Consider the following 23,790-nt stretch of genomic DNA (forward strand, 5'->3'; position numbering starts at 1 on the left):
GGACCCCATGGCCCTGTTCCACCTCGCCTTCAACGTGCGCGACCTTGACGACACACGCGCCTTTTACGGCGACCTTCTGGGCTGTGCCGAGGGGCGCAGCACCGACACATGGGTCGATTTCGATTTCTTCGGCCACCAGTTGTCATGCCATCTGGGCACCCCCTTTGCCAGCGCGCCCACGGGCAAGGTCGGTGATCACGACGTGCCGATGCCGCATTTCGGGGCCGTCCTGCCCATGGCCGACTGGCGCGCGCTGGCCGACAGGCTGACCGCGAATGGCGTCGATTTCATCCTCGCCCCGCAGATCCGGTTCGAGGGCGAACCGGGCGAGCAAAGCACCATGTTCTTTACCGATCCCGCCGGCAACCCGATCGAGATCAAGGGCATGGCCAGCCTCGATGCGGCCTTTGCCACATGAGCGTGAACGTCCTGTTCGCCGCCACCGAAAACCGCTGGCAGGAATACGAAACACCCCTGCGTGACGCCATCGCCGCCCTGGGGATCGACGCGCATCTCGCCACGGACATCGCGCCCGAAGACACAGACTACATCGTCTACGCCCCCAATTCGGATGTGCAGGATTTCGCGCCCTTCACCCGCGCCAGGGCGGTGCTGAACCTCTGGGCCGGGGTCGAGGCCATCGTGGACAACCCCACCCTGCACCTGCCGCTGTGTCGCATGGTCGATCCCGCGCTGACCCAAGGCATGATCGAATGGGTCACAGGCCACATCCTGCGCCTGCATCTCGGGATGGATGCCCATATCAACGCCGCCCCCGGCACGTGGGCTCCCAAGGCCCCGCCGCTCGCCTTCGACACCCGCATCACGGTGTTGGGCCTCGGCGAATTGGGCGCGGCCTGCGCCACAGCGCTTGCCACCTTCGGCTTTGAGGTCACGGGGTGGAGCCGGAACCAGAAGCAGATCGACGGCCTCACCTGCCTGTCCGGGCCGGGCGGCCTCGACGCAGCCCTCAACCGCGCCGACTACTGCGTGCTGCTGCTGCCCAGCACACCCGCCACGGAAAACACGCTCAACGCGCGCACCCTCGCCCTGATGCCGCACGGCGCGCGCATCCTGAACCCCGGGCGCGGGCCGCTGATCGACGATGACGCGCTGCTGGCGGCGCTGAACACAGGCCAGATCAACCACGCCACGCTGGACGTGTTCCGCACCGAACCGCTGCCCGCCGATCACCCCTACTGGACCCACACACGCGTCACAGTCACACCGCATGTCGCCTCAGAAACCCGCGCCGCCTATGCGTCGAAAACCATTGCTGAAAACATCCGCAGGGGCGAAGCAGGCGCACCCTTCCTCCACCTCGTCGACCGACGGGCGGGCTACTGATCTTCTTCTGACCGGAAATACCACGGGGGTTTGGGGGCAGAGCCCCCATTCACTCATAGATAGCGTGGCGCAGCCTCAATCAGATCACGCGGCGAGGCCACGCCCCTTAAGCAACGCCTTGACCCCCGGCAACCGCCCGCGAAACGCGGTATACAGCTCCGCCGCATCCAAGCTGCCGCCCGTGCTCAGGATATGCTCCTCCAGCGCCGCCGCGCGTTCAGGGTCAAACGGCCCGCCTGCCTCTTCAAAGGCGGCAAAGGCGTCGGCATCCATCACCTCGGACCACATGTAGCTGTAATAGCCCGACGAATAGCCGTCCCCGGCAAAGACATGGGCAAAGTGCGGCGTCGCGTGGCGCATGCCAATCGCGGCGGGCATGCCCATCTCGTCCAGCACCTCGGCCTGTTTCGCCATCGGATCAGCAGGCGCATCCCCGTCGTGAAAGGCCAGATCGACCATGGCCGAGGCGACATATTCCACCGTCTGGAACCCCATGTCATAGGTCGCAGCCGCCAGCACGTTGTCCAGCAACGCCTGCGGCATCGCCTCGCCCGTCTCGGCATGCACCGCAAATTCGCGCAGCACCTCGGGCACATCCAGCCAGTGTTCATAAAGCTGGCTGGGCAGTTCGACAAAATCGCGCGCCACAGAGGTGCCCGAAATACTCTCGTAGGTCACATCCGACAGCATCTGGTGCAGCGCGTGGCCGAATTCGTGAAACAGCGTGCGCGCATCGTCATAGCTCAGCAGCGCAGGATCGCCCTTGGCAAAGTTGCACACGTTGATGACGACCGGGGCCTGCACCTCGGGGAACTTGGCCTGCGCGCGCATCGCCGAACACCACGCGCCCGAGCGTTTCGAGCCGCGGGCGAAGTAATCCCCAATGAACACCGCTACATGCTGCCCGTCGCGGGTCACTTCCCACGCGCGGCAGTCGGGGTGGTAAAGGGGGATATCCAGCGGCTTGAACGCCAGCCCGAACAGCCGCGTGGCACAGGCAAAAGACGCCTCGATCATCCGGTCGAGCTGGAAATAGGGCTTCACCTCCGCCTCATCGAGGTCGTGCAACTCCTTGCGCCGCCGTTCCGCGTAAAACCGCCAGTCCCACGGGGCCAGCGGACCGTTCACGCCGTCCGCCTGCATCATCTGTTCCAGTATCCACGCATCGGCTTCTGCCTGCGCCTTGGCCGGTTCCCACACCGCCATCAGCAGATCGCGCACGGCCTCCGGCGTCTTGGCCATCTCGGTTTCCAGCTTGTAGGCGGCAAAACTGTCATAGCCGAGCAGCTTGGCCCGCTCCTCGCGCAGGGCCAGAATTTCCGCCGCAATGGCCCGGTTGTCTGTCGCACCGCCATTGGCCCCACGCGCACCCCAAGCCTTGTAGGCCACCTCGCGCAGATCGCGGCGGGTCGAAAACTGCAAAAACGGCACGATGAGCGAGCGTGACAGCGTCACCACCGGCCCGTCCGCGCCCTTTTCCTTGCCCGCCGCGCGCGCCGTATCCACGACGAACGCGGGCAGGCCCGCCAGATCGTCCAGCGGCATGAACCAGTCCCTCTCGTCCGCGAGCAGGTTCTGGGTAAAGGCGGTGCCCAATTCGGCCAGCCGCCCCTTGATCACCTTCATGCGCTCCTCATCCGCACCTTCCAGCGCCGCACCAGAGCGCACAAAGCCGCGATGGGTCAGCATCAGCACCCGCGCCTGTTCGTCGGTGAGGCCCAGATCGTCGCGCTGCGCCCAAAGTGCGGCGACCCTGGCAAACAGCGCCTTGTTCCCCGAAATCTCGGCAAAATGCGCCGCCAGTTTGGGGGAAAAGTCGCGTTGCAGCGCCTCGCGCGCCGGATTGCTGTCGGCCCCCGCGACGGTAAAGAACGTACCCAGCACCTTGTCCAGATCGCGCCCCGCCGCCTCGAGCGCCTCAACGGTGTTGGCAAAGGTCGCAGCCTCGGCACGGTCGGCGATCGCGTCAATCTCGGCCCTGTGCCGCTCCAGCGCGACCTCGAGCGCCGGGGCGAAATTGTCATCCGAGATGGCATCAAAGGGGGCAATCTGAAACGCTGTGTCCCAGTCCTGCAAAAGCACGTTGGTCATTGGGCTGTCTCCTTTGAGGTTTCATCTAGGGTGCCGACCTGCCCACCGCCACAGGTTGTGCAACCGGGCGCACGTTTCAGCGCGATCTTGCGGCTTTCGCCATAAAGCGCGTCGTAAATCACCATCTCACCCCGCAAGGGCGCACCGGCCCCGGTGATCAGCTTGACCGCCTCGACCGCCATCATCGACCCCACCACGCCGGGCAGCGGGCCGATCACCCCGGCCTCGGCGCAATTGGGGGCCAGTTCCGGCGCAGGCGGGGTGGGGAACACACAAGCGTAGCACGGCGCATCATGGGCCGGGTCAAAGACGCTTACCTGCCCCTCCCATTGCGTCAGCGCGCCCGAGATCAGGGGGATGCCCCGCCGCACCGCCGCCGCATTCACGCGGTAACGGGTGTCGAAATTGTCGGTGCCGTCGATGACCAGATCGTAGTCGGCCAGCAAATCGTCCACGATGTCGTCTGTCAGGCGACGATGATAGGGGCGCACGGTGACAAAGGGGTTCTGCGCCTCCATCATGGCCTGGGCCGAGAACACTTTGGGCGTGCCGATCCGCGCATCCGTGTGGATGACCTGGCGTTGCAGGTTCGCGTTCTCGACCACGTCATCGTCGATCACGCCAATGGTGCCCACACCGGCAGCGGCCAGGTATTGCAGCACCGGCGCGCCAAGGCCCCCGGCCCCGACGACCAGCACACGCGCATCCTTCATCGCCTTTTGACCCGCACCGCCCACCTCGCGCAGCACGATGTGGCGGGCATAGCGGTTCAACTCAGTCTCGGAAAACGGGCCGATCTGCTGGGTCGGCGCGGCCTTGGCTTCCTCCACCTGCGCCTGCCCGCGCAGCTTGCGCAGGCCAAAGCGATAGGCCAGCACAAGGGCCACAAAGGCACCGAGGATCAGCCAGAAGGCCGGGCTTTCCCCCGTGGCCATGCGGACCGGGTGAAAGTCGGGCAGCGCCACCTGCACCGCCAGCACCGCGACATATAACAGGCCGATCATGATCCAGCGCGCGCGCCGGGGTGTGTTCATCGCGGCCCCGATCCCCCACAGCGCCGCCGCAATGGCAAAGACCAGAACCATCAGCCGTGCCCCGTCGAGCCAAAGCCGCCCGCGCTGCGCGGCGTGTCGTCCAGCGTGGCGACCTCGGCGAAGGCCGCCTGCACCACCGGGGCAACGACCAACTGCGCGATACGCATCCCGTGCGCAATCTCGAAGGCCGCATCAGAGGTGTTCAGCACGATCACCCCCACCTCGCCGCGATAGTCGCTGTCGATGGTGCCGGGGCTGTTGACCAACGCAATCCCGTGCTTCAGCGCCAGACCCGAGCGGGGACGCACCTGCACCTCGAACCCCCGCGGAATGGCCATGGCCAGCCCCGTCGGGATCAGCGCACGCGCACCGGGTGCCAGGGTCACGGACTGCCGGTCAGGAAAATTCGCCCGGATGTCAGCCCCCGCCGCGCCCGCCGTCTCGTAGGACGGCAACGGCACGGACATATCGGCACCTGCAACCCACATCACATTCAATGACACATCACCCATCTTCATTGTTCCAAAAATATGCAAATCCAACGCATCCACGCGCAGTCAAGCCAGCGCATCCGCGATCCGCTGCGCCAACCGCGCCGCCACCGCGGCCTTGGACATGCGCGGCCATCCTTCGGCCCCGGCGTCCGAAATCAGGGTGATGGCATTCTCGCTCCCGCCCATGATCCCGGTTTCGGGCGACACATCATTGGCCACGATCCAGTCACAGCCCTTGCGCGCGCGCTTGGCCGTTGCGTTGGCCACCACATCGTCCGTTTCGGCGGCAAAGCCCACGACAAGGCCAGGTCGCCCGTCCGTCATCTGCGCCACATGGGCAAGGATGTCTGGGTTTTCGGCGAATGCGAGGGCGGGCAGGCCGTCTTTCGATTTCTTCAGCTTGTGCGCACTGGCGCCCGCCACATGCCAATCAGCCACGGCGGCGGCAAAGACGGCGGCATCGGCAGGCAGACCGGCCAGCACCGCGTCTTTCATCTGGTGCGCCGTCTCGACCCGCACCACATCCGCGCCCACGGGCGGGGCCACGTCTGCCGGGCCGGTCACAAAAGTCACCGCCGCCCCAAGGTCCAGCAGCGCGCACGCCAGCGCCGTGCCCTGCGCGCCCGAGGATCGGTTGGCGATGTAACGCACGGGGTCAATCGGTTCGTGGGTGGGCCCCGAGGTCACCAGCACCCGTTTGCCCGTCAGCGGGCGCGGGCCGAAATGGGCCTCGACCGCCGCGACAATCTCCAGCGGTCCGGCCATGCGCCCGGGGCCGAATTCGCCACAGGCCATGTCGCCGTCATTGGGGCCGACAACCGTCACCCCGTCCCCCTTGATCTGCGCCAGGTTGCGCTGGGTCGCGGCGTGGTCCCACATGCGCACATTCATCGCCGGGGCCACCATCACCGGCGTGTCCGTGGCCAACAAAAGGGTCGAAGCCAGATCATCCGCCCGCCCCTGCGCCATCTTGGCCATGATGTCTGCCGTGGCAGGCGCGATCAGGATCAGATCGGCGGACCGCGACAGCTGGATATGCCCCATCTCGGCCTCGTCCGTGAGGTCAAAGAGGTCGCGATAGACCTTTTCCCCCGCCAGCGCGGACACCGACAGGGGAGTCACGAACTGTTCCGCCGCGCGGGTCAGCACCGGGGTCACCGCCGCGCCGCGTTCGCGCAGCCGCCGGATCAGATCGAGGCCCTTATAGGCCGCAATCCCGCCGGTCAGGATCAGGAGTATCCGCTTGTCTTTCAGCATGGTCGGGCGCCTGCACAGTGTTGATCGCCCGACCATAGGCCGGTGTCCTGCCAAGGGCCAGCCCCGCGCAACGCGGGTCCCTCAGTCGCCGGTCTGAAAGGCGGCACAGGGGTCGTCACGCTCTGGCGAGGGCGCGCCGTTCAATGTCCAGTCGTAGACGCCCGCAGGGGGTTCCTGCCGTTCGCCCTGCCCAACGCTCGTCACTGCAAGGTCGGGGCGGGCGCGCGCCAGATAGGCCGGCACGCCCCAATCGGTGCGGGCATGGCCGTTGCCTGTGATCAGCAGTACCGGGCTGCCATGGGCCTCGACCGCGTCGATCACCGAACGGGCAAAGGCGGCGTCGCGCAGGCGTTGCGCGGCGACCATCCCGCCCATCATCTCGCGCGGCATGGCGGCGCAATGGGCATCGAACTGGGCATCCTCGCGGATCGCCTGTTCATCCGCGCTCAAGTCCTCGGTCAAACCATAAGCGGCAGCCCCCGTGCCAAAGACCGCAGCCGCCCCGTCACTGAACGCCGCGCGCATGTCATCGCGGGACAGGGCCGCGCCAAGGATTACGGGGCTGGCCGCCAGCACATCCGCATAGTCCGCGATGTTGGACCAGTGAAACCCTTGCGTCGCCTCCACCATGGCACCGGGGTCGCGCGCGGTGTCCGACAGCGCAGCCGCCTCCTCCGGGATCAGCATTTCGAACACAACCGCCTTGGGCTGGATCACCCGCGCCGCATCGGCCTGCACGCGGTGATGCTGGGGATTGTCGTGGAATTCGCCGATGATCAGCACGTCGCCCGCAAAATCCGACCAATCCGTGGCCGCAAACAGAAATGCCGCCGTCGACATCGTCGCAACGGCGGCACCTATAACTGTCTTTAGCGCTTGTCTCATACGAGGAAGTGGTGGACTTCCCGGCTCTGGTTTTCAAGCGACTTGCGCATTTTGGTGAAAGCCGCGGCCTCAAGCTGGCGCACGCGTTCCTTGGACAGGCTCAACTCCTGCCCGAGGCTTTCCAGCGTGCGGGGATCATCGCGCAACTTGCGCTCGCGCACGATAAAGCGCTCGCGCTCGTTCAGCGCGTTCAGGGCCAGCAGCAGCCATTCGCGCAGCTGTTCGGTGTCATGGGAATGCTCGACCGTCTCAGCGGCCTGCGCGCTGTCATCTTCCAGCGCGTCGATCCATTCGCGCCCTTCGTCCTCGGCGGACTGCGTGGCGTTGAGGGAATAGTCCGACCCGGACAGACGCCCCTCCATCATCTCGACGTCGTGCAGGGGCACACCGATCTCGGTCGAGATCATCTGGCGCAGCTGGTGCTTGTCCAGCGTCTCGCCCGCTGCCGCGCTTTCGCGTTCCAGGCGGGCCTGCACACGGCGCATGTTGAAGAACAGGGATTTCTGGCTACTGGTCGAACCGGTGCGCACCATGGACCAGTTGCGCATCACGTAATCCTGAATGGATGCCTTGATCCACCAGACGGCATAGGTGGAAAAGCGCACGCCGCGATCCGGGTCGAACTTGTCCGCCGCCTTCATCAGGCCCAGACCGGCCTCCTGGATGAGGTCATTCATCGGGGCGCCGTAGCGTTTGAACTTGGAGGCCATCGAGATCGCGAGGCGCATATAGGCGGTAATCAGGCGGTGCAGCGCGGCTTCGTCCCGCTCATCCCGCCACGCATAGGCGAGCCGCAACTCGGTCTCTGCATCAAGCAACTCAGCTTTCATCGCGGTGCGGGAAAGCGAAAAATCACGAACGTTGTCCAACGCCATTCGGTCATCCCCCTGGATGGTTATACTTGTTTTGCGCACTTACTAACCTTACGCACGACCTCAGCGATTGGTTCACTTCGAAGGCGAATAAATGTTGTCTGCTATGACTTTCGTGCTAGGCGGTGCGGCATCGGGCAAATCGCTGGTCGCGGAAAACCTGATACTTAACAGTGGGTTGGAACCCGTCTATCTCGCCACATCGCGGATCTGGGACGACGAGGTGCAAACCAAGGTCGATCTGCACCGCGCCCGTCGTGGCCCCGAATGGGTGACGGTGAACGCGCCCCTCGACGTCGCCACGCCCTTGCGCGCGGCGCAGCCGGGTCAGGCGGTTCTGCTCGACTGCGCGACCATGTGGCTGACCAACGTGATGCTGGACGAGAGGGATGTCGAAACGACCCAGGCCGAGATGATGGCGGCACTGTCCGCCTGCCCGGCCCCGGTGGTCGTCGTGTCGAACGAAGTCGGCCAGGGCATCGTGCCCGACAACGCGCTGGCCCGCCGGTTTCGCGAGGCGCAGGGGCGGCTCAACATCGCGCTGGCGGCGCAGGCGACCTGCGTGGTGCATGTGGTGGCCGGGCTGTCACAGGTGCTCAAGGGGATCATCCATGACCACATGGCACTGGATACGGCATGGGCCGACCCATCAGAAAAGCTTTACCGGCTGGCGCGATGTGCCTGCCGATCTGTCGGACGATGGCGCCGTGCAGCGCCTTGCCGCCCATCTGCCCGCCGAGGCGCTGGTGATCTCCTCCGATCTCACCCGTTCGGTCAACACGGCCACGGCCATACAAGGTGCGCGCGCCCGCCTGCCCCATGACCCGGCCTTGCGCGAATTCCACTTTGGCACCTGGGACGGCGTGCACTTTTCCACCGTGGCCGACTGGCACCCGGACCTTAGCCGCGCCTATTGGGAAACCCCCGGCGATCACAGCCCACCCGGCGGCGAAAGCTGGAATGCCTCGGCTGCACGCGTGGCCATGGCCGTCCGCCGGATCGAGGCGGCGCATCCACACGCCCATATCATCGCGGTGGCGCATTTCGGGGTGATCCTGACACAGGTGCAGGCGGTGCTGGGCATCAGTGCCCAAGCCGTGCTGGCGCACAAGATCGACCCCCTGTCGGTCACCACCCTGCACCCCGCCAAAGGTACGGCCGAGACCATCAATCACCTGCCGTGATGCCCCCCTCACAAATCACCGTTGGTCAGGCCGCGCCGCCCTCGCCTAGGGTCGCGGCCATGACCTATGACCTCTATATCGGCGATCGCACCTTCTCGAGCTGGTCCTTGCGCGGCTGGCTGATGATGGAAAAATTCCATATCGCACACCGCGTCCACATGATCGGGCTTTATGCCGGAACGATGCAGCAGGAGATGGCAGCCCTTGCGCCTGCCCGCCTTGTGCCCGCGATGCGCTGCCCGGACGGAACGGTCGTGGGCGAAAGCATGGCCATGGCCGAAACGCTGGCCGAAGCACACCCGGACGCGCATATGTGGCCACAGGAGGCCCCCGCCCGCGCCACGGCCCGCTGGCTGTGCGCCGAGATGGCGAGCGGGTTTTCCGCCCTGCGCGGCGCCTGCGCGATGCAGTTGCAACACGTGAACGTCGGGTTCGAGGCGTCCGAGGCCGTGCGCACCGACCTCGCCCGGATCGAGACGTTGTGGGACCACGCCGCCACGTTCAAAACGGATGGGCCGTGGCTCTTTGGCAGCTACTCGCTTGCGGATGCCTTCTATGCGCCCGTGTGCGCACGCATCATCGGCTACGACCTGCCGGTCAGCGCTGCGGCACGCGCCTATTGCATGACGACGATCAACGACCCGCTGTTCCAGCAATGGCGCGCCGAGGGGCTCAAGATCACCTACGATCCGTTCCCCTACGACATGGGCGTGCCCACAGCGGAGTGGCCCGCCTGAGCGTCAGCGGCGCATGAATTTCTGCCGGGCCTCGCGCGCGATGTTGTAGCGCAATTCGAGGCGGGCCAGTTCCGCCATCGCCTTTTTGCGCGCCTCCGGGTCGTGCAGGGTGGCCAGATGCGCGCGCTGTGCCGCCATGGCCTTCTTGATCTCGATCTCTTCGGGGACAACGCCCGCCTGCGCCATGATGCGAAAGCCCGCCGCATCGCCCGGATCGACCAAGGCGTCACTGCGGCGGTCGGGCAAGGGCTTGCCTTCCCCCTCCAACCCCTCAAGCTGGCCTTGCGTGCGGGCCTTCTGGATCTGACGTTCGATCAATTGCCGAAAACTGCGCATCATGCACGCAGTATACCGCAACACGTCGGATAGCGGCAGTGTTAACCAATCCTAAACCACCCCCCGCTAGCCATTAACCAACTGCAAAGGGTGAGCGGATGGTGGCACGGGCCTATACGGTGGCATTTCAGGGGGTCGAAGCGCGCGAGGTCGAGGTCCAATGCGCGCTGACGCCCGGCATGCCCGCCTTTTCCATCGTCGGCCTGCCGGACAAGGCCGTGTCCGAGGCGCGCGACCGGGTGCGCACGGCGCTCACCGCGATGTCCATCGCGCTGCCGTCAAAACGGATCACGATCAACCTGTCGCCCGCCGATCTGCCCAAGGAAGGGTCGCATTTCGACCTGCCCATCGCGCTGGCCATGCTCGCCGCCCTTGGCATCCTGCCCGAGGATGCGGTCGAGGGCACCGTGGCGCTGGGTGAGTTGTCGCTCGACGGCACGCTGGTGCCGGTGCTGGGCGCACTGCCTGCCGCCATGGCCGCCGCCGAACAGGATCGCGGATTGCTCTGCCCCGCCGGGTCGGGGTCAGAGGCGGCCTGGGTCGATGCGACCAAGGTGATCGCCGCCGCGTCATTGGGCGACGTGGTGCGCCACTATACCGGGCAAGTGCCGTTGGAACCGGCCAAGGCGGGCCGCGTGTCGCGCGGCACCGGCCTGCCCGACCTGCGCGACGTCAAGGGGCAGGAACGGGCCAAACGCGCGCTCGAGGTCGCGGCTGCCGGACGGCATCACTTGCTGATGGTGGGCACGCCGGGGTCGGGCAAATCCATGCTGGCCGCGCGCCTGCCCGGCATCATGCCGCCCCTGTCGGCGATGGAGGCGCTGGAAACCTCGATGATCCACTCGCTGTCCGGGCTGCTGGATGCAGGCGGCATTTCCATGGACCGCCCCTTTCGCGAACCCCACCACACCGCCTCGATGGCGGCCATCATCGGCGGCGGGCGGGGGGCAAAGCCGGGCGAGGTGTCGCTGGCCCATAATGGCGTGCTGTTCATGGACGAATTCCCTGAATTTCCCCGCACAGTGCTGGAAACCCTGCGCCAGCCGATCGAGACGGGCGAGGTGATGATCGCCCGGGCCAACAACCACGTGAAATACCCCTGCCGCTTCATGCTGGTGGCCGCCGCCAACCCCTGCAAATGCGGCTACCTGTCGGATGCGTCGCGCGCCTGCGGGCGGGCCCCGGCCTGCGGCGAAGATTACATGGGCCGCATTTCCGGCCCCCTCATGGACCGGTTCGATCTGCGCGTGGACGTGCCGCCCGTGGCCTATACCGACCTCGACCTGCCCCCCTCGGGCGACAGTTCGGCAGAGGTGGCCGCGCGGGTGGTCGCCGCACGCGCCGTGCAGGCGGCCCGGTTCGGCGACACGACAGCGCGCTGCAATGCGGATCTCTCCGGCGCGGCGCTCGATGACTGCGCCAGCCCGGATGACGAGGGCCGCGCCTTGCTGACCCGCGTCGCTGACCGGTTCGGGCTGTCCGCGCGCGGCTATCACCGGGTGTTGCGGGTGGCGCGCACCATTGCCGACCTTGATGGATCAGAGGGCGTGCGCAAACCTCATGTGGCCGAGGCCGTCAGCTACCGCGTCGGATCGCTGGCCGCCGTCTGACCCTTGATCCACTGTGCCAACTGGTCCAGCGTCTCGCCCCCCTCGGGCAGGATGTTGTGAAAGATGGGCCAGACATGGGGCAGGTCTGGCGCGACGGTCAGCTCCACCGGTGTGCCTGCGGCACGCAGCTTTTCGGTCAGGCGCATCGTGTCGTCCTGCAAGATCTCGGTATCTCCAACGCACAGCCAGACCGGCGGCGCCCCGTCGAAATCGGCATGGAGCGGGCTGGCACGCGGGTCTTCCGCAGGATGCCCATCCAGATAGCCTAGCGCCGTCTCCCAAATCCGGCTGGCGGGCAGGACCACATCCGCCGCCGCGTTGCCCAGAAAGCTTTTGCCGGTGAACCCCAGATCGAGCAGCGGGGACAGGCCGAACACACCCGCAGGCAGCGGATCGCCCGCAGCCAGCAGGTCGGCCAGCAAAACAAAGGCGAGGTTGCCGCCCGCGCTGTCGCCACCCACGACCAGAGTGGCCGGATCGACCCCCTCGGCCAGCAGGGCGCGGTAGGCGGCAAGGCAATGATCAACCGCCGCTGGAAACGGATCCTCGGGCGCGAGGGGGTAGCGCGGCAAAACGGCCTGCGCACCGCTGCGCGCGGCCAGCGCGCCCAGCATCGCCGCATGGGTTCTGGGGCTGCCGAACACATGCGCCCCGCCGTGGAAATAGAGGATGGTGCGGCCGCCCGTCGACCGGCGCGGCCTGATGCGCAAGGCCGGGGCACCTGCCAGATCGCGCCATTTGTGGCGAACACTGAGAGGGCCGTGAAAGAACAGCGCGGCCTTGAACTGGAAACTGCGGCGCAGGGCCAAGGCGCTTTGCGCATTGGTCAGGAACGGCTTTTCCGTCCAGCGCAGCCACCTGTTGAGTGCAGTGGCCTGCCAACTCATCCGCGCCTGGCCTCGATCGCCTGCCAGATCTTTTCGGCGATGTTCACGCCGTCAAAACGCTCAAGTTCCTGAATGCCGGTGGGCGAGGTCACGTTGATCTCGGTCAGGTACTCGCCGATCACGTCGATGCCGACGAAAACCTGCCCCTTTTCGCGCAGCAACGGGCCGATGGCCGCGCAAATCTCGCGGTCGCAGTCGGACAGGCCGATCTTTTCCGGACGCCCGCCCACATGCATGTTCGAGCGGGTCTCGCCCGCGGCAGGCACGCGGTTGATGGCGCCAACCGCCTCACCATCCACAAGGATCACACGCTTGTCGCCGTTGGAGACGTCGGGCAGGAATTTCTGCACGATCAGCGGCTCCCGGGAAAAGCCGGTGAACAACTCGTGCAGCGAGGTCAGGTTGCGGTCATTGGCATCAAGGCGGAACACACCCGCGCCGCCATTGCCGTAAAGAGGCTTCAGGATCACGTCGCCATGCTTGGCCTTGAACGCCTTGATCGTGTCCAGATCACGGGCGATGGTTGTGGGCGGGGTCAGGTCGGGAAAGTCGAGAACCAGCAGCTTTTCCGGATAGTTGCGCACCCAGAACGGGTCATTCACCACCAATGTGCCGGGCGCAAGGCGGTCCAGCAGATGGGTCGAAGTGATGTAGTGCATGTCAAAGGGCGGGTCCTGGCGCAGCCAAACAACGTCGAACTCGGCCAGATCCACCTCGCGCATGAGCCCCAGTTGGGCATGATCGCCCTGCACGCGCTGCACGGTAAAATCATGGCCGCGCGCGGTGATGCGCCCTTCCTGATAGGCGAGGTGATCGGGCGTGTAGAAAAACAGGGAATGCCCGCGCGCCTGTGCCTCTTCGGCCAGCCGGAAACTGCTGTCGGCATTTATGTCAACGGCCCCAATCGGGTCCATCTGAAAGGCGATCTTCATGGCGCATCTCCGGCTTTTTCCTCGCCTTAGATGGCCCACCGCGCGCCCGCGCGCAATGGCAGAGGACTGTGCACAGATGCACCGGCCCCTGCGCCAACTTCAAATCGCGCTAAAACATGTGGCCAAATGCGTTTTCGACGACCTGTACCTGCCCCGCGCTGTCCACCAGCGCCACGTCAAAACGCACATCCGTCAGACTGCCGCGGGGCAGACCACCAAGATATTCCTCGCCCGTGGCATAGAGGCGGCGCACCTGCGCAGGCGTGACACGCGACATCGCCGCGTCAAAATCGCGGCTCTTCTTGACCTCGACGAAAACGATTCCGTCGCCATCCTCCATCACAAGGTCGATCTCGCCCCGTTTGCCGCGCCACCGACTGTCACGCAGCGGATGACCCCGGCGGGCGTAGTCGCGCGCCACGATATCCTCTGCCGCAAGGCCCGACAGGTAAGAGGCGCGACCACGGTCCGCCCGCGCACGCGCAACCGGTGCCGCCGTATGAAATTCTGCATGCGTGAGCCGCGTCATGGGTGCATATCCCTAGTCCCGGCGCGAAACATCCAACGCCTGTTGATAAATCTGCCGCCTGGGCAAGCCAAAGGTTTCGGACACGAACGCCGCCGCATCCTTCACCGACATCGTCTCCAGTGCTGACTCTAGCGCCGATTCGATGTCTTTTTCCCTAACAGCCGCCACTTTTCCCCGCCCGATCAGCACGACGACTTCACCTTTGACGTTTGCATCCGCATAGGCGTCCGCCAGCTCACTCAGCGTGCCGTGGCGCGTTTCCTCGAACTTTTTCGTCAATTCGCGGCAGACCGTAGCGGGCCTGTCACCCAGCACCCGCGCCGCATCTGCGAGCAGCGCGCCGACCCGTTTGGGCGATTCGTACATCACCAGCGTGGCCTGCACCCCCGCCAGCGCGGACAGCGCGCTGACACGGGCGCTGCGGGTCGCGGGCAGGAAACCGGCGAAGTGGAACGCATCCGTGGGCAGGCCCCCCACCACCAGCGCGGTCAGCACGGCGGACGGCCCGGGCGCGCAGGTCACCGCAACCCCGGCGGCCCGCGCGGCGCGGGCCAGTTCGAAACCGGGGTCCGCAATCAGCGGCATGCCCGCTTCGGATGCGTAGGCCACGCTCTCTCCGCCCGCGGCACGCGCCACGAGGCGATCCACCACCGCGCCCTTGGAATGCTCGTGCAGCGCCTCGATCCGCCGCCCGTCCAGCGGGACGCCGTGGATGTCCATCAGTTTGCGCAAAGATCGCGTATCTTCGGCCACCAACACATCGGCCGAGGCCAGCACATCCAGCGCCCGCAAGGTGATATCCCGCGCCGTCCCGATGGGCACGCCGACAAACCACAGCCCCGGGGCCAGAGCGACTTTGACATGATTCAACGCTGGACCCGCCTTTCCTGACGTTTATTATCCGCCCAACGAAAAAGAGGGCAGTCACCACCTGCCCGACAAGTTGGGAGTGAGAGTAATCATGTTTGCGTTTTTCCAGACCCTGCGCAAGGCGACACGCCGCGCAATCCTGCCCGTGGCCGCGTTGGCCCTTGCCGCCTGCGACCCCGCCGCCCTTGGCGGGCTGACGGCGGGCAACAACAGCGGGCCGCGCATCGACGCCACGAAACCCGTACCCGTGGCGCTGCTGGTGCCGCGCGGATCGGGCCAGGGCAGCGACGATCTGCTGGCGCAAAACCTTGAAAACGCAGCACGTTTGGCGATGCGCGATCTGGGCAACGTCCAGATCGACCTGCGGGTCTATGGCACCGCAGGCAACGCGCAGACGGCGGCAAGCCAGGCCGCGCTGGCCGTGAATGACGGGGCGCAGATCATCCTTGGCCCGCTCTATGCCGAAGCCGCCAATGCGGCAGGCGTCGCGGTCGCAGCCTCCAACGTCAACGTGCTGGCCTTTTCCAACAACACGACCATCGCAGGCGGCAACGTCTTTGTGCTGGGCTCCACCTTTGACAACACCGCCAACCGGCTGGTGCGCCACGCCAAGTCGCAGGGCAAGGACAACATCGTGGTGGTCCATGCGCAGGATGTCGCTGGCCAGATCGGGCGCAACGCGATCCAGCGCGCGATTTCGGGCAATGGCGCCACGCTGGCCGGGACGGTCGACTACCCGCTGTCGCAACAGGGGCTGATCGCCGCCGTGCCGAAGGTGAAATCCATGGTCGACAGCACGGGTGCCAACGGCGTCTTCCTGACGGCCGCCCCGGCGGCGGGCCTGCCCCTGCTGACACAGCTGCTGCCCGAGGCGGGCGTGTCCCCGGCAAACACCCAATACATCGGCCTGACCCGCTGGGACATCCCGCCGCAAACGCTGGAACTGCCCGGCGTGCAGGGGGGCTGGTTCACCATGCCCGATCCCAACCGCTCTGCCGCCTTCCGCGCCCAGTACCAGGCGGCCTATGGCGGCGCCCCGCACCCGCTGGCGGGCCTTGCCTTTGACGGGATCGCCGCCATCGGCGCACTGGTCAGCCGGGGCAATGCCAACGCGCTCTCGGGCGCCGCACTGACACAAGGCTCGGGCTTTCAGGGGGCCACCGGCATCTTCCGCCTGCGCCCGGACGGCACGAATGAACGCGGGCTGGCCGTTGCCACAGTGCAGAACAACCAGGTCGTGATCATCAGCCCGGCCCCACGCGGATTTGGTGGCGCAGGGTCCTAACGACCGCTGCGCCCCAGCAGGAGCCTCACGTGACCGAAACAGCGCTGCGCGCGCCCTCCGCCACAGCCCCGTCGCTGATATGCCCCGCCGCCGACATCTTTGATGCGGCGGGGTTCGATGCCGTGCTGGCTGCGGCGCAGGCCACGAACAAGACCAAGGGGCGCGCCGATGTGGTCGCCTATCTCAAGGATGCGCAAATCGACGCGCGCGGGCGCATCGCGGATGCCTTTCGCGCGGACCCGTTCCAGTCGCGCCCGACCACGCGCGCCTATACCTACCTGACAGACTGCCTTGTCGATGCGGCCCTGCGCACCGCCAAGGCACTGCATCCCAACCCCACGCCCACCAGCGGTGAACGCCTGGCCGTGCTGGCCGTCGGGGGCTACGGGCGCGGTGAAATGGCGCCGTTCTCGGACGTCGATCTGCTGTTCCTGACCCCCTACAAGATCACCCCCTGGGCCGAGAGTGTGATCGAGGCGACGCTCTACATCCTGTGGGATCTCAAGCTGAAGGTCGGGCACGCCAGCCGCACGGTCAAAGACTGCCTGCGCCTCGGGTCCGAGGATTTCACGATCCGCACCGCCATGCTTGAACACCGGTTCCTTTACGGGGACGCGGCGCTGGCGGCCGAACTGGACAGCAAGCTGAACACCGACCTCTTCCAGGGGACCGAACGCGATTTCATCGAGGCCAAGCTGGCCGAACGCGACGCCCGCCACAAGCGGCAGGGCCAGCGCTATATCGTCGAGCCCAACGTGAAAGAGGGCAAGGGCGGCCTGCGCGACCTGCAATCGCTGTTCTGGATCGGCAAGTATATCCACCAGGTGCAGGACGCCGCCGACCTCGTGCCTCTGGGCCTGTTCACCGCCGAAGAGTTCAAGGATTTCGTCGCGGCCGAGGATTTCCTCTGGGCCACGCGCTGCCACCTGCACCTGCTGACGGGGCGGCCCACCGAACAGCTGACCTTCGACATGCAGGTCTCGGTCGCCGAGGCGATGGGCTATACCGACAAGGCCGGGCGGCGCGGGGTCGAGGTGTTCATGCAGGACTACTTCCTGCAAGCGACCGAAGTGGGCGACCTGACCCGCATCTTCCTGACAAAACTCGAGGCCGTGCACCTCAAGGCCGAACCGCTGCTGGAACGGCTGTTCAAGCGCAAGCCGCGGGTCAAGGACGGCTATGCCGTCATCCACAACCGGCTCGCCATCGCGGATGACGACACCTTTCTGGCGGACAAGCTGAACCTGCTGCACATCTTCGAAGAGGCGCTGCGCACCGGCATGCTGATCCACCCGGACGCGATGCGGCTGATCAAATCCAACCTCGACCTGATTGATGACGGGCTGCGTAGTGACCCGGAGGCCCAGCGCATCTTCCTCGGACTGCTGCTGAAACACGGCAACCCGGAACGGGCGCTCAGGCGGATGAATGAATTGGGCGTGCTCGGCGCCTTCATCCCCGAATTCCAGAACATCGTCGCGATGATGCAGTTCAACATGTATCATTCCTACACCGTCGACGAACACATCATCCAATGCGTGGCCCAACTGGCCATGATCGAAAAGGGCGAGTTGATCGAGGACTTGCCCGTCGCCTCGTCCATCCTTGAGGGCGGGGTGAACCGCCGCGTGCTCTATGTGGCGCTGCTGCTGCATGACATCGCCAAGGGGCGGCCCGAAGACCACTCGATTCTTGGCGCGCAGATGGTGCGCAAGATCGCGCCACGCCTCGGCCTGAAACAGGACGAGGTCGACACCGTCGAATGGCTGGTGCGCTATCACCTTCTGATGTCGGACGTCGCACAGAAACGCGACATCGCCGACCCGCGCACCGTGCGCGACTTTGCCAAGGCGGTGAAAGAGGTCAAGCGTCTCGACCTCTTGTGCGTGCTGACGGTCTGCGACATCCGCGGCGTCGGCCCCAACACCTGGAATAACTGGAAGGCCGTGCTGATCCGCGCGCTTTATCGGCAGACCAAGCGCGCGCTCGAGGACGGGATGGAGGCGCTGACGCGCGAAGGACGCGGCACCGAGGCCAAGAAGACGCTGCGCGCCGCGCTGGCCGACTGGCCACGCAAGGACCTGCAAACCGAAACCGCGCGCCACTACGCCCCCTATTGGCAGGGGCTGCACGTCACGGCGCATGTCACCTTTGCCAACCTGCTGCGCAATATCGGCGAAAACGAGATCGTCATGGACCTGCACCCGGACGAAGACCGCGACGCCACCCGCGCCTGCTTTGTCATGCCCGATCATCCCGGCATCTTTGCCCGGCTCACCGGCGCGCTGGCGCTGGTGGGGGCCAACGTGGTCGATGCGCGCAGCTACACGACCAAGGACGGGTTCGTGACGGATGCGTTCTGGATTCAGGACGCCGACGGCAACCCCTTCGAGGCGTCGCGCCTGCCCCGCCTGCGCAAGATGATCGAACGCACGCTCGCAGGCGAGGTTGTCACCCGCGAGGCGATCCGCGACCGCGACAAGATCAAGAAGCGGGAAAAGGCGTTCAAGGTCCCGACCCACATCACCTTCGACAATGATGGCTCCGACATCTACACGATCATCGAGGTGGACACCCGCGACCGACCCGGCCTACTCCACGACCTGACGCGCACGCTGGCGGCCTCGAACGTCTACATCGCCAACGCGGTCATCGCGACCTACGGCGAACAGGTCGTCGACACGTTCTACGTCAAGGACATGTTCGGGCTGAAATACCACTCCGAAAGCAAGCAGCGCACGCTCGAGAAAAAGCTGCGCGCCGCCATTGCCGAAGGGGCAGAGCGCGCGCAATCCTGACGCCCAAGGGGGGCACAGACATGGACCCGTTCACGCCCGCCACGTTCGGTGAACTCAACGCCAAGGACTACGACGCCGTGCACGACCCCGGCACGACCGAGGCCAGCGTCGCCCTGATCTCGGACCTCGCTGGCACGGGCCGCATCCTCGAACTGGCCATCGGCACCGGGCGCGTCGCCCTGCCGCTCGCCGCGCGCGGACATGACATCGCGGGCATCGAAGGCTCACCCGAGATGGTGGCCAAACTGCGCGAGAAACCGGGCGGGGGCGATATCGACGTGGTGATCGGCGACATGGCCGATGTGGGCATGGACGGCCCCTTCGATCACGTCTTCCTCGTGTTCAACACCCTCTTCAACCTGCAAAGCCAGGCCGATCAGGTCCGCTGTTTTCAGAACGTCGCCGACAGGCTCGCCCCCGGCGGCACCTTCCTGATCGAGGCGTTTGTGCCCGACTTTTCCGGCTTTACCGACAACCAGCGCGTGACGGCCCGCAACCTGACCCAAACCGGTGTCTGGCTTGATGCCTGCACCCACGATCCGGTCGCGCAACTGCTGGAATTCCAACGCATCCGCATGACCGATCAGGGCCTAAAGCTGGTGCCCCTGCGCCTGCGCTATGCCTGCCCACCCGAACTGGACCTGATGGCGCAAATGGCAGGGCTGACACGGGCGCACCGCTGGGGCGGCTGGGGCAAGGACCCCTTTGATGCGCACAGCCGCATGCACGTGTCGGTCTACCAAAAACCGGCATAGGCCCGCCATCGCGGCGCCAAAGCGGCTTTACACTCCGGCCAAGCTGTTCGAACCTGACGGGACGCGCCCGGACAGTGCCGGGCCATATCCCGAAAACAGAAACGGTGCCGCCATGTTCCTCGAGACCCTCTTGCCTGTCGCACTGGCCTTTCTGGTCGTGACCGCCTCGCCCGGCCCGGCCGTGATCGCCGCCGCGCTTGTCACCATGCAGCGCGGGCGCAGGGATGGGCTGCTGTTCGGGCTGGGCCTGTCGGTCGGCCTCGGCGTGTGGGGCGTGGTCGCGGCCACGGGCCTTGGCGTGCTGCTGGAAAGCTCGGCACAGGCGCTTGTCGCGCTCAAGATCGTCGGCGGGCTGTACCTGTTGTGGCTGGCCGCCCAATCCATGCGCAGCGCTGCGCGCGCCGCATCTGCGCCGCAGGCCATAGCCGCCACGCGGCGCTGGTTCTGGAAGGGCCTGATGCTGAACCTGTCGAACCCAAAGGCAGTGTTTGCCTGGATGGCGGCCCTGTCCATGGGGCTGGGCGCGCAGGCGGGCGGGACCCTCGTCGCCACCGCAACGCTGATGTGCATGGGCATCGGCCTGCTGACCTACACCGCCTATGCGCTCGCCTTTTCCCTGCCCGGCCTCATGGCGGGCTACCAGCGCGTGCGCCGCTGGGTTGATGGGGTCGTCGCGGGGCTCTTCGCCATTGCAGGGTTCAGCCTGATCCGGTCGGCGGTATCACGATGAGAACCGAGCGGCAAAAGATGGAGGCGGGCGACTGGTACACCTGCCTCGATGACGAACTCGAACAGCTGCGCGTCACCGCGCGCGACGCCGTGCATGAACACAACACCCTGCCCCCCGGCGCACGCCCCTCCATGGGGCCAAAACTGGCCGCACTGATCACGGCCAAACGTGCGATCATCGAGGCGCCCTTTCACTGCGCCTACGGGATCAACATCACGCTGGGAACCGACGTGTTTCTGAACGCAGGCTGCACCATCCTCGACTGCGCGGCGGTCACTATCGAAGACCAATGCCAACTGGGCCCCAACGTGCAGATCTACTGCGCCGAGCACCACAAGGACCCCGTCAAACGCAGTGTCGAGGGGCTGGAACTGGCAAAGCCCGTCCATATCGGCAAACGCGTCTGGATCGGGGGCGGGGCCATCCTGCTGGCCGGGGTCAGCGTCGGGGACGGCGCGGTGATCGGCGCCGGCAGCGTGGTGACGCGGGATGTCGCGCCGGGGCAGATCGTTGTCGGCAATCCCGCCCGCCCGATCACGCCCAAGGGTTGATGCGATCATCTGCGCAGGCACCACTTCCACAAGCCCGCAATACCTGTTACGCACTGTGCACAACCCGGAGATTTCATGTCCTAGTCAGAGCCGACGGCACATGCGCCGTCGCACACACCACACGAAAGTCAGCCGCTCTGCGGCCCTGTTCGTGTGACATTTCCTGACATCACCAGACCCGCCGACAAACCGTCAGCGGCTGGGATATGAGAAAGCTTCAAAGCAATGATAAGACACTACCAAGCCAGCGACACGGACGCGCTGGTTGCCCTTTGGCACAAGGCCAACGCCCTCGCACATCCGTTTCTGACAAAGGCGTTTGTGGCGAAAGTCGCGCAGGACATGCGGGACATCTACCTGCCCAATGCCGAAACCTGGGTTTGCGTCCAGAACGGCGCACCGGTCGGGTTCATCGCCCTTGTCGGCACTGAAATCGGTGGGCTGTTTGTCGACCCGGACCATCACGGCCACGGGCACGGCAAGGCACTGACCGATCACGGGGTCGGGCTGCACGGCCCTCTCAGCGTCGAGGTGTTCGAGGAAAACAGCCTCGGGCGGCGGTTCTATGACCGCTACGGCTTTGTCGAAACGGGGCGTTACCTGCACGCACCATCCGGTGCGATGACGCTGCAAATGGCGATGCCTACATAACGCATCGCGACACTAGGGGGCGCGGCGACGCGCCCCTCAACCTTGCGGATAGGTGATACATGACCGAACTCATTGCACGCATTGCCGGGCCCTACCTGTTGCTGACGGGTCTCGGCTTCCTGATCTCGACCGGGTTTTACCGCCGGATGATCGCAGGGCAGACCGGGGCAGACCCGATCCTGATCAACCTGTCGGGCGCTGCGCATTTCATTGTCGGGCTGACCGTGCTGGCCAATCATTTCCTGTGGACGTCAGCGGCGGAAATCGTGGTCTCGCTGACAGGGGTCGCCGCAACGCTCAAAGGTGCGGGCCTGATCCTTCTGCCCGAGCGGCTGACCCAAGCGCGGCAATTGGGCAAGGCGGGTCTGTACGCGACAGGGGCCGCATTCATCTGCGTCGGCGCCTATCTGGTCAGCGTCGGCTACCGCGCGCTTTAGTGCCGTCGATAGACGCCCATCGTCACACCGCCCGGCGATGATCCGGACCGCACACAGGTCAGATGCCGTGGCCCTGTCTCTGCGCCAAACAGGCGCTTTCCGCTGCCCAGCACAACCGGAAAGGTCAGCAGGCGAAACTCGTCCACCAGATCCTGCGCGATCAATGTCTGGATCAGGGCGATGCTGCCATGCGCCTGTATCCGTGGCCCGTCAGTGGCCTTGATCCGGCGCAGTTCGGCAATGACGTCGCCCGTGATGATCCGTGCATTCTGCCAGCCGGGATCGTCCAGCGTGGTCGTGACCACGTATTTCTGCGCCGTGTTCAACAACATCCCGTGCGCCGTTGTGGAGTTGGGCCAATGCCCGGCAAACATCTCGAATGTCTTGCGACCAAAAAGGAAGGAAACAGGCGTTTCCATCAGCTCCGCGTTGACCAGCTCCATCGCCTCCTCAAGGTGGGCCGAGGCCCATCCGCTCTGCGCAAACCCGCCCGAGGTGTCCTCGTCCGGCGCAACGGGGCCCTGCGCGACACCATCAAGGGAAACGAAGGATATGACGGCGAGGTCTCTCATATTTTGTCCTGACATAGTCATGGGAAATTAGTGAAGCACTTGCTTGACTATTGTAGGGACGCTATAGGTTAGTCAAGCATTTACTTCACTATCCACAAGGACGCACATGCCAACCCTGAACCAGACCTTTGCCGCGCTGGGGGACGACACCCGGCGCGCCATCCTCGCCCAGCTCAAGACCGGCGAGGCGCCCGTCTCGGAACTGGCCAGACAGCACGACATGACGCTGACCGGAGTGTCCAATCACATCCGGGTGCTGGAAGGCGCGGGCCTGCTGACGGTGGAAAAGCGCGGGCGCTCGCGCCATTGCCGGATCAACCCCGGCGCGCTCAAGGACGCCTCGGACTGGCTGGCCGACTACCGCGCGTTCTGGGCGGATCAGCTAGAAAACATGGCGCATGTGCTAAAGGACATGGACGACTGATCATGCACTATGTCTCCAGCGCCGTGGGCGCAGACCCGATCATCGTCGAGGGGTACTTCCCCGCGCCGCCATCCGCCGTATACCGCGCCTGGACCGAGCCCGAGATCGTGATGAAGTGGTTCGGACCGACGCCGGGCATTCTGCGCTCTGCCGATATCGATCTGCGGGTGGGGGGCGCATGGCGGTTTGTCATGCGCGACGATGGTGAACAGGTGATGGGGTTCGAAGGGACCTATCGCATCATCGACCCCAACGCGCGCCTTGTGTTCAGCTGGTCCAAGTTCACGCACCGACCCGCACAGCACAGCGAGGTCACGGACATCTCGGAGGTCGATATCACGCTGTCCGCCAAGGGATCGGGCACCGATGTGCGGATCGTCCATGCGGCCATCGATGACGTGGACTTGCGCACAGGCTTTACCGGCGGGTGGGAACACGGCATGGCCAATTTGTACGATATGCTGGCGGGCTAGCACCCCGACAAAACCAGCCCCTGCACAGCCCCTGCACATCTGACCAGTT

At 65.5% G+C, this 23,790-nt stretch carries 26 protein-coding genes and 1 pseudogene; 15 read left to right on the forward strand and 12 right to left on the reverse strand.

What is annotated here, in order from left to right:
* Positions 1–7 precede the first annotated feature (7 nt).
* A complete protein-coding gene (locus ACMHLQ_RS09405) occupies positions 8–418 on the forward strand; it encodes a VOC family protein (protein WP_415404520.1) in 411 nt (136 codons plus the stop codon).
* Positions 415–1,347, forward strand: a complete 933-nt coding sequence (locus ACMHLQ_RS09410; RefSeq protein WP_415404521.1) for a 2-hydroxyacid dehydrogenase — start codon at positions 415–417, stop codon at positions 1,345–1,347. The genes ACMHLQ_RS09405 and ACMHLQ_RS09410 overlap by 4 nt, the downstream gene beginning before the upstream one ends.
* Before the next feature lie 84 nt (positions 1,348–1,431).
* Here ACMHLQ_RS09410 and ACMHLQ_RS09415 read toward each other — a convergent pair whose 3' ends face one another.
* The 6 genes from ACMHLQ_RS09415 to ACMHLQ_RS09440 all read right to left on the reverse strand — a co-directional run bounded on the left by ACMHLQ_RS09415 (position 1,432) and on the right by ACMHLQ_RS09440 (position 7,983).
* On the reverse strand, positions 1,432–3,438 hold the full coding sequence (locus ACMHLQ_RS09415) for a M3 family metallopeptidase (RefSeq protein ID WP_415404522.1): 2,007 nt from the start codon (positions 3,436–3,438) through the stop codon (positions 1,432–1,434).
* Positions 3,435–4,523: a HesA/MoeB/ThiF family protein gene (locus tag ACMHLQ_RS09420; RefSeq protein ID WP_415404523.1), complete on the reverse strand. Its 1,089-nt coding sequence runs from the start codon at positions 4,521–4,523 to the stop codon at positions 3,435–3,437. Before ACMHLQ_RS09420 ends, ACMHLQ_RS09415 begins: the two co-directional genes overlap by 4 nt.
* Entirely contained in the window at positions 4,523–4,984 is a 462-nt protein-coding gene (gene dut, locus ACMHLQ_RS09425; protein WP_415405257.1) for a dUTP diphosphatase, read from the reverse strand. Before dut ends, ACMHLQ_RS09420 begins: the two co-directional genes overlap by 1 nt.
* A 45-nt stretch (positions 4,985–5,029) precedes the next feature.
* Complete coding sequence (coaBC, locus tag ACMHLQ_RS09430) at positions 5,030–6,223, reverse strand: bifunctional phosphopantothenoylcysteine decarboxylase/phosphopantothenate--cysteine ligase CoaBC (protein ID WP_415404524.1); 1,194 nt, start codon at positions 6,221–6,223, stop codon at positions 5,030–5,032.
* An 81-nt stretch (positions 6,224–6,304) separates the two neighbouring features.
* The gene (locus ACMHLQ_RS09435; protein WP_415404525.1) at positions 6,305–7,063 is read right to left on the reverse strand and encodes a ChaN family lipoprotein; all 759 of its coding nucleotides are present in this window, start codon (positions 7,061–7,063) and stop codon (positions 6,305–6,307) included.
* 41 nt (positions 7,064–7,104) lie between these two features.
* Complete coding sequence (locus ACMHLQ_RS09440) at positions 7,105–7,983, reverse strand: RNA polymerase factor sigma-32 (RefSeq protein WP_415404526.1); 879 nt, start codon at positions 7,981–7,983, stop codon at positions 7,105–7,107.
* 103 nt (positions 7,984–8,086) lie between these two features.
* Between ACMHLQ_RS09440 and ACMHLQ_RS09445 the strand changes: the two are divergent.
* The 3 genes and pseudogenes from ACMHLQ_RS09445 to ACMHLQ_RS09455 form a co-directional block, all read left to right on the forward strand.
* Positions 8,087–8,524: pseudogene (locus tag ACMHLQ_RS09445) on the forward strand (bifunctional adenosylcobinamide kinase/adenosylcobinamide-phosphate guanylyltransferase); the annotation flags it as partial.
* Between the two features lie 67 nt (positions 8,525–8,591).
* Entirely contained in the window at positions 8,592–9,164 is a 573-nt protein-coding gene (locus tag ACMHLQ_RS09450; protein ID WP_415404527.1) for a histidine phosphatase family protein, read from the forward strand.
* Positions 9,164–9,901 carry a glutathione S-transferase gene (locus ACMHLQ_RS09455; RefSeq protein WP_415404528.1) on the forward strand — a complete coding sequence of 246 codons (738 nt, stop codon included), beginning with the start codon at positions 9,164–9,166 and terminating at the stop codon, positions 9,899–9,901. Before ACMHLQ_RS09450 ends, ACMHLQ_RS09455 begins: the two co-directional genes overlap by 1 nt.
* Before the next feature lie 3 nt (positions 9,902–9,904).
* On the opposite strand, the gene ACMHLQ_RS09460 is transcribed toward ACMHLQ_RS09455, so the two are convergent.
* A complete protein-coding gene (locus ACMHLQ_RS09460; RefSeq protein WP_415404530.1) occupies positions 9,905–10,240 on the reverse strand; it encodes a DUF1992 domain-containing protein in 336 nt (111 codons plus the stop codon).
* A gap of 95 nt (positions 10,241–10,335) precedes the next feature.
* Here ACMHLQ_RS09460 and ACMHLQ_RS09465 point away from each other — a divergent pair, with 95 nt between their 5' ends.
* Positions 10,336–11,847, forward strand: coding sequence for a YifB family Mg chelatase-like AAA ATPase (locus ACMHLQ_RS09465; RefSeq protein ID WP_415404531.1), 1,512 nt, complete (start codon positions 10,336–10,338; stop codon positions 11,845–11,847).
* On the opposite strand, the gene ACMHLQ_RS09470 is transcribed toward ACMHLQ_RS09465, so the two are convergent.
* From ACMHLQ_RS09470 to rsmI, 4 genes are all read right to left on the reverse strand, one after another.
* Positions 11,817–12,734: an alpha/beta hydrolase gene (locus ACMHLQ_RS09470; protein WP_415404532.1), complete on the reverse strand. Its 918-nt coding sequence runs from the start codon at positions 12,732–12,734 to the stop codon at positions 11,817–11,819. The genes ACMHLQ_RS09465 and ACMHLQ_RS09470 overlap by 31 nt on opposite strands.
* A complete protein-coding gene (gshB, locus tag ACMHLQ_RS09475) occupies positions 12,731–13,666 on the reverse strand; it encodes a glutathione synthase (RefSeq protein ID WP_415404534.1) in 936 nt (311 codons plus the stop codon). The genes ACMHLQ_RS09470 and gshB overlap by 4 nt, the downstream gene beginning before the upstream one ends.
* Before the next feature lie 109 nt (positions 13,667–13,775).
* On the reverse strand, positions 13,776–14,195 hold the full coding sequence (locus tag ACMHLQ_RS09480) for a YraN family protein (RefSeq protein WP_415404535.1): 420 nt from the start codon (positions 14,193–14,195) through the stop codon (positions 13,776–13,778).
* Positions 14,196–14,207: 12 nt separating this feature from the next.
* A complete protein-coding gene (gene rsmI / locus ACMHLQ_RS09485; protein ID WP_415404536.1) occupies positions 14,208–15,065 on the reverse strand; it encodes a 16S rRNA (cytidine(1402)-2'-O)-methyltransferase in 858 nt (285 codons plus the stop codon).
* 91 nt (positions 15,066–15,156) lie between these two features.
* Between rsmI and ACMHLQ_RS09490 the strand changes: the two genes are divergently transcribed.
* The 7 genes from ACMHLQ_RS09490 to ACMHLQ_RS09520 all read left to right on the forward strand — a co-directional run bounded on the left by ACMHLQ_RS09490 (position 15,157) and on the right by ACMHLQ_RS09520 (position 22,272).
* Complete coding sequence (locus tag ACMHLQ_RS09490; protein ID WP_415404537.1) at positions 15,157–16,350, forward strand: penicillin-binding protein activator; 1,194 nt, start codon at positions 15,157–15,159, stop codon at positions 16,348–16,350.
* Between the two features lie 29 nt (positions 16,351–16,379).
* Entirely contained in the window at positions 16,380–19,148 is a 2,769-nt protein-coding gene (locus tag ACMHLQ_RS09495) for a [protein-PII] uridylyltransferase (RefSeq protein WP_415404538.1), read from the forward strand.
* Positions 19,149–19,168: 20 nt separating this feature from the next.
* On the forward strand, positions 19,169–19,903 hold the full coding sequence (locus ACMHLQ_RS09500) for a class I SAM-dependent methyltransferase (RefSeq protein WP_415404539.1): 735 nt from the start codon (positions 19,169–19,171) through the stop codon (positions 19,901–19,903).
* A 112-nt stretch (positions 19,904–20,015) separates the two neighbouring features.
* A complete protein-coding gene (locus tag ACMHLQ_RS09505) occupies positions 20,016–20,633 on the forward strand; it encodes a LysE family translocator (RefSeq protein WP_415404540.1) in 618 nt (205 codons plus the stop codon).
* Positions 20,630–21,184, forward strand: coding sequence for a sugar O-acetyltransferase (locus ACMHLQ_RS09510; protein WP_415404541.1), 555 nt, complete (start codon positions 20,630–20,632; stop codon positions 21,182–21,184). The genes ACMHLQ_RS09505 and ACMHLQ_RS09510 overlap by 4 nt, the downstream gene beginning before the upstream one ends.
* 225 nt (positions 21,185–21,409) lie before the next feature.
* Positions 21,410–21,835 (forward strand): GNAT family N-acetyltransferase, encoded by a 426-nt coding sequence (locus ACMHLQ_RS09515; RefSeq protein ID WP_415404542.1) that lies wholly within the window; start codon positions 21,410–21,412, stop codon positions 21,833–21,835.
* A 59-nt stretch (positions 21,836–21,894) separates the two neighbouring features.
* Entirely contained in the window at positions 21,895–22,272 is a 378-nt protein-coding gene (locus ACMHLQ_RS09520; protein WP_415404543.1) for a hypothetical protein, read from the forward strand.
* Here ACMHLQ_RS09520 and ACMHLQ_RS09525 read toward each other — a convergent pair.
* On the reverse strand, positions 22,269–22,844 hold the full coding sequence (locus ACMHLQ_RS09525) for a dihydrofolate reductase family protein (RefSeq protein ID WP_415404544.1): 576 nt from the start codon (positions 22,842–22,844) through the stop codon (positions 22,269–22,271). The two genes, ACMHLQ_RS09520 and ACMHLQ_RS09525, sit on opposite strands and share 4 nt — an antisense overlap.
* A gap of 106 nt (positions 22,845–22,950) precedes the next feature.
* On the opposite strand from ACMHLQ_RS09525, the gene ACMHLQ_RS09530 reads away from it, so the two are divergent.
* On the forward strand, positions 22,951–23,268 hold the full coding sequence (locus tag ACMHLQ_RS09530; protein ID WP_415404545.1) for an ArsR/SmtB family transcription factor: 318 nt from the start codon (positions 22,951–22,953) through the stop codon (positions 23,266–23,268).
* A gap of 2 nt (positions 23,269–23,270) precedes the next feature.
* The gene (locus tag ACMHLQ_RS09535) at positions 23,271–23,741 is read left to right on the forward strand and encodes an SRPBCC family protein (protein ID WP_415404546.1); all 471 of its coding nucleotides are present in this window, start codon (positions 23,271–23,273) and stop codon (positions 23,739–23,741) included.
* Positions 23,742–23,790: the final 49 nt, after the last annotated feature.

The sequence above is a fragment of the Tateyamaria algicola genome (genome assembly GCF_047715485.1).
Taxonomy (GTDB): Bacteria; Pseudomonadota; Alphaproteobacteria; order Rhodobacterales; family Rhodobacteraceae; genus Tateyamaria.

What these genes read in the sequence shown, in the direction of transcription:
- ACMHLQ_RS09405 (WP_415404520.1), top strand. Translation starts at nt 8, where the DNA reads ATGGCCCTGTTCCACCTCGCCTTCAACGTGCGCGACCTTGACGACACA.
- ACMHLQ_RS09410 (WP_415404521.1), top strand. Translation starts at nt 415, where the DNA reads ATGAGCGTGAACGTCCTGTTCGCCGCCACCGAAAACCGCTGGCAGGAA.
- ACMHLQ_RS09415 (WP_415404522.1), bottom strand. Translation starts at nt 3,438, where the DNA reads ATGACCAACGTGCTTTTGCAGGACTGGGACACAGCGTTTCAGATTGCC.
- ACMHLQ_RS09420 (WP_415404523.1), bottom strand. Translation starts at nt 4,523, where the DNA reads ATGGTTCTGGTCTTTGCCATTGCGGCGGCGCTGTGGGGGATCGGGGCC.
- dut (WP_415405257.1), bottom strand. Translation starts at nt 4,984, where the DNA reads ATGGGTGATGTGTCATTGAATGTGATGTGGGTTGCAGGTGCCGATATG.
- coaBC (WP_415404524.1), bottom strand. Translation starts at nt 6,223, where the DNA reads ATGCTGAAAGACAAGCGGATACTCCTGATCCTGACCGGCGGGATTGCG.
- ACMHLQ_RS09435 (WP_415404525.1), bottom strand. Translation starts at nt 7,063, where the DNA reads ATGTCGACGGCGGCATTTCTGTTTGCGGCCACGGATTGGTCGGATTTT.
- ACMHLQ_RS09440 (WP_415404526.1), bottom strand. Translation starts at nt 7,983, where the DNA reads ATGGCGTTGGACAACGTTCGTGATTTTTCGCTTTCCCGCACCGCGATG.
- ACMHLQ_RS09450 (WP_415404527.1), top strand. Translation starts at nt 8,592, where the DNA reads ATGACCACATGGCACTGGATACGGCATGGGCCGACCCATCAGAAAAGC.
- ACMHLQ_RS09455 (WP_415404528.1), top strand. Translation starts at nt 9,164, where the DNA reads ATGCCCCCCTCACAAATCACCGTTGGTCAGGCCGCGCCGCCCTCGCCT.
- ACMHLQ_RS09460 (WP_415404530.1), bottom strand. Translation starts at nt 10,240, where the DNA reads ATGATGCGCAGTTTTCGGCAATTGATCGAACGTCAGATCCAGAAGGCC.
- ACMHLQ_RS09465 (WP_415404531.1), top strand. Translation starts at nt 10,336, where the DNA reads ATGGTGGCACGGGCCTATACGGTGGCATTTCAGGGGGTCGAAGCGCGC.
- ACMHLQ_RS09470 (WP_415404532.1), bottom strand. Translation starts at nt 12,734, where the DNA reads ATGAGTTGGCAGGCCACTGCACTCAACAGGTGGCTGCGCTGGACGGAA.
- gshB (WP_415404534.1), bottom strand. Translation starts at nt 13,666, where the DNA reads ATGAAGATCGCCTTTCAGATGGACCCGATTGGGGCCGTTGACATAAAT.
- ACMHLQ_RS09480 (WP_415404535.1), bottom strand. Translation starts at nt 14,195, where the DNA reads ATGACGCGGCTCACGCATGCAGAATTTCATACGGCGGCACCGGTTGCG.
- ACMHLQ_RS09490 (WP_415404537.1), top strand. Translation starts at nt 15,157, where the DNA reads ATGTTTGCGTTTTTCCAGACCCTGCGCAAGGCGACACGCCGCGCAATC.
- ACMHLQ_RS09500 (WP_415404539.1), top strand. Translation starts at nt 19,169, where the DNA reads ATGGACCCGTTCACGCCCGCCACGTTCGGTGAACTCAACGCCAAGGAC.
- ACMHLQ_RS09505 (WP_415404540.1), top strand. Translation starts at nt 20,016, where the DNA reads ATGTTCCTCGAGACCCTCTTGCCTGTCGCACTGGCCTTTCTGGTCGTG.
- ACMHLQ_RS09510 (WP_415404541.1), top strand. Translation starts at nt 20,630, where the DNA reads ATGAGAACCGAGCGGCAAAAGATGGAGGCGGGCGACTGGTACACCTGC.
- ACMHLQ_RS09515 (WP_415404542.1), top strand. Translation starts at nt 21,410, where the DNA reads ATGATAAGACACTACCAAGCCAGCGACACGGACGCGCTGGTTGCCCTT.
- ACMHLQ_RS09520 (WP_415404543.1), top strand. Translation starts at nt 21,895, where the DNA reads ATGACCGAACTCATTGCACGCATTGCCGGGCCCTACCTGTTGCTGACG.
- ACMHLQ_RS09525 (WP_415404544.1), bottom strand. Translation starts at nt 22,844, where the DNA reads ATGAGAGACCTCGCCGTCATATCCTTCGTTTCCCTTGATGGTGTCGCG.
- ACMHLQ_RS09530 (WP_415404545.1), top strand. Translation starts at nt 22,951, where the DNA reads ATGCCAACCCTGAACCAGACCTTTGCCGCGCTGGGGGACGACACCCGG.
- ACMHLQ_RS09535 (WP_415404546.1), top strand. Translation starts at nt 23,271, where the DNA reads ATGCACTATGTCTCCAGCGCCGTGGGCGCAGACCCGATCATCGTCGAG.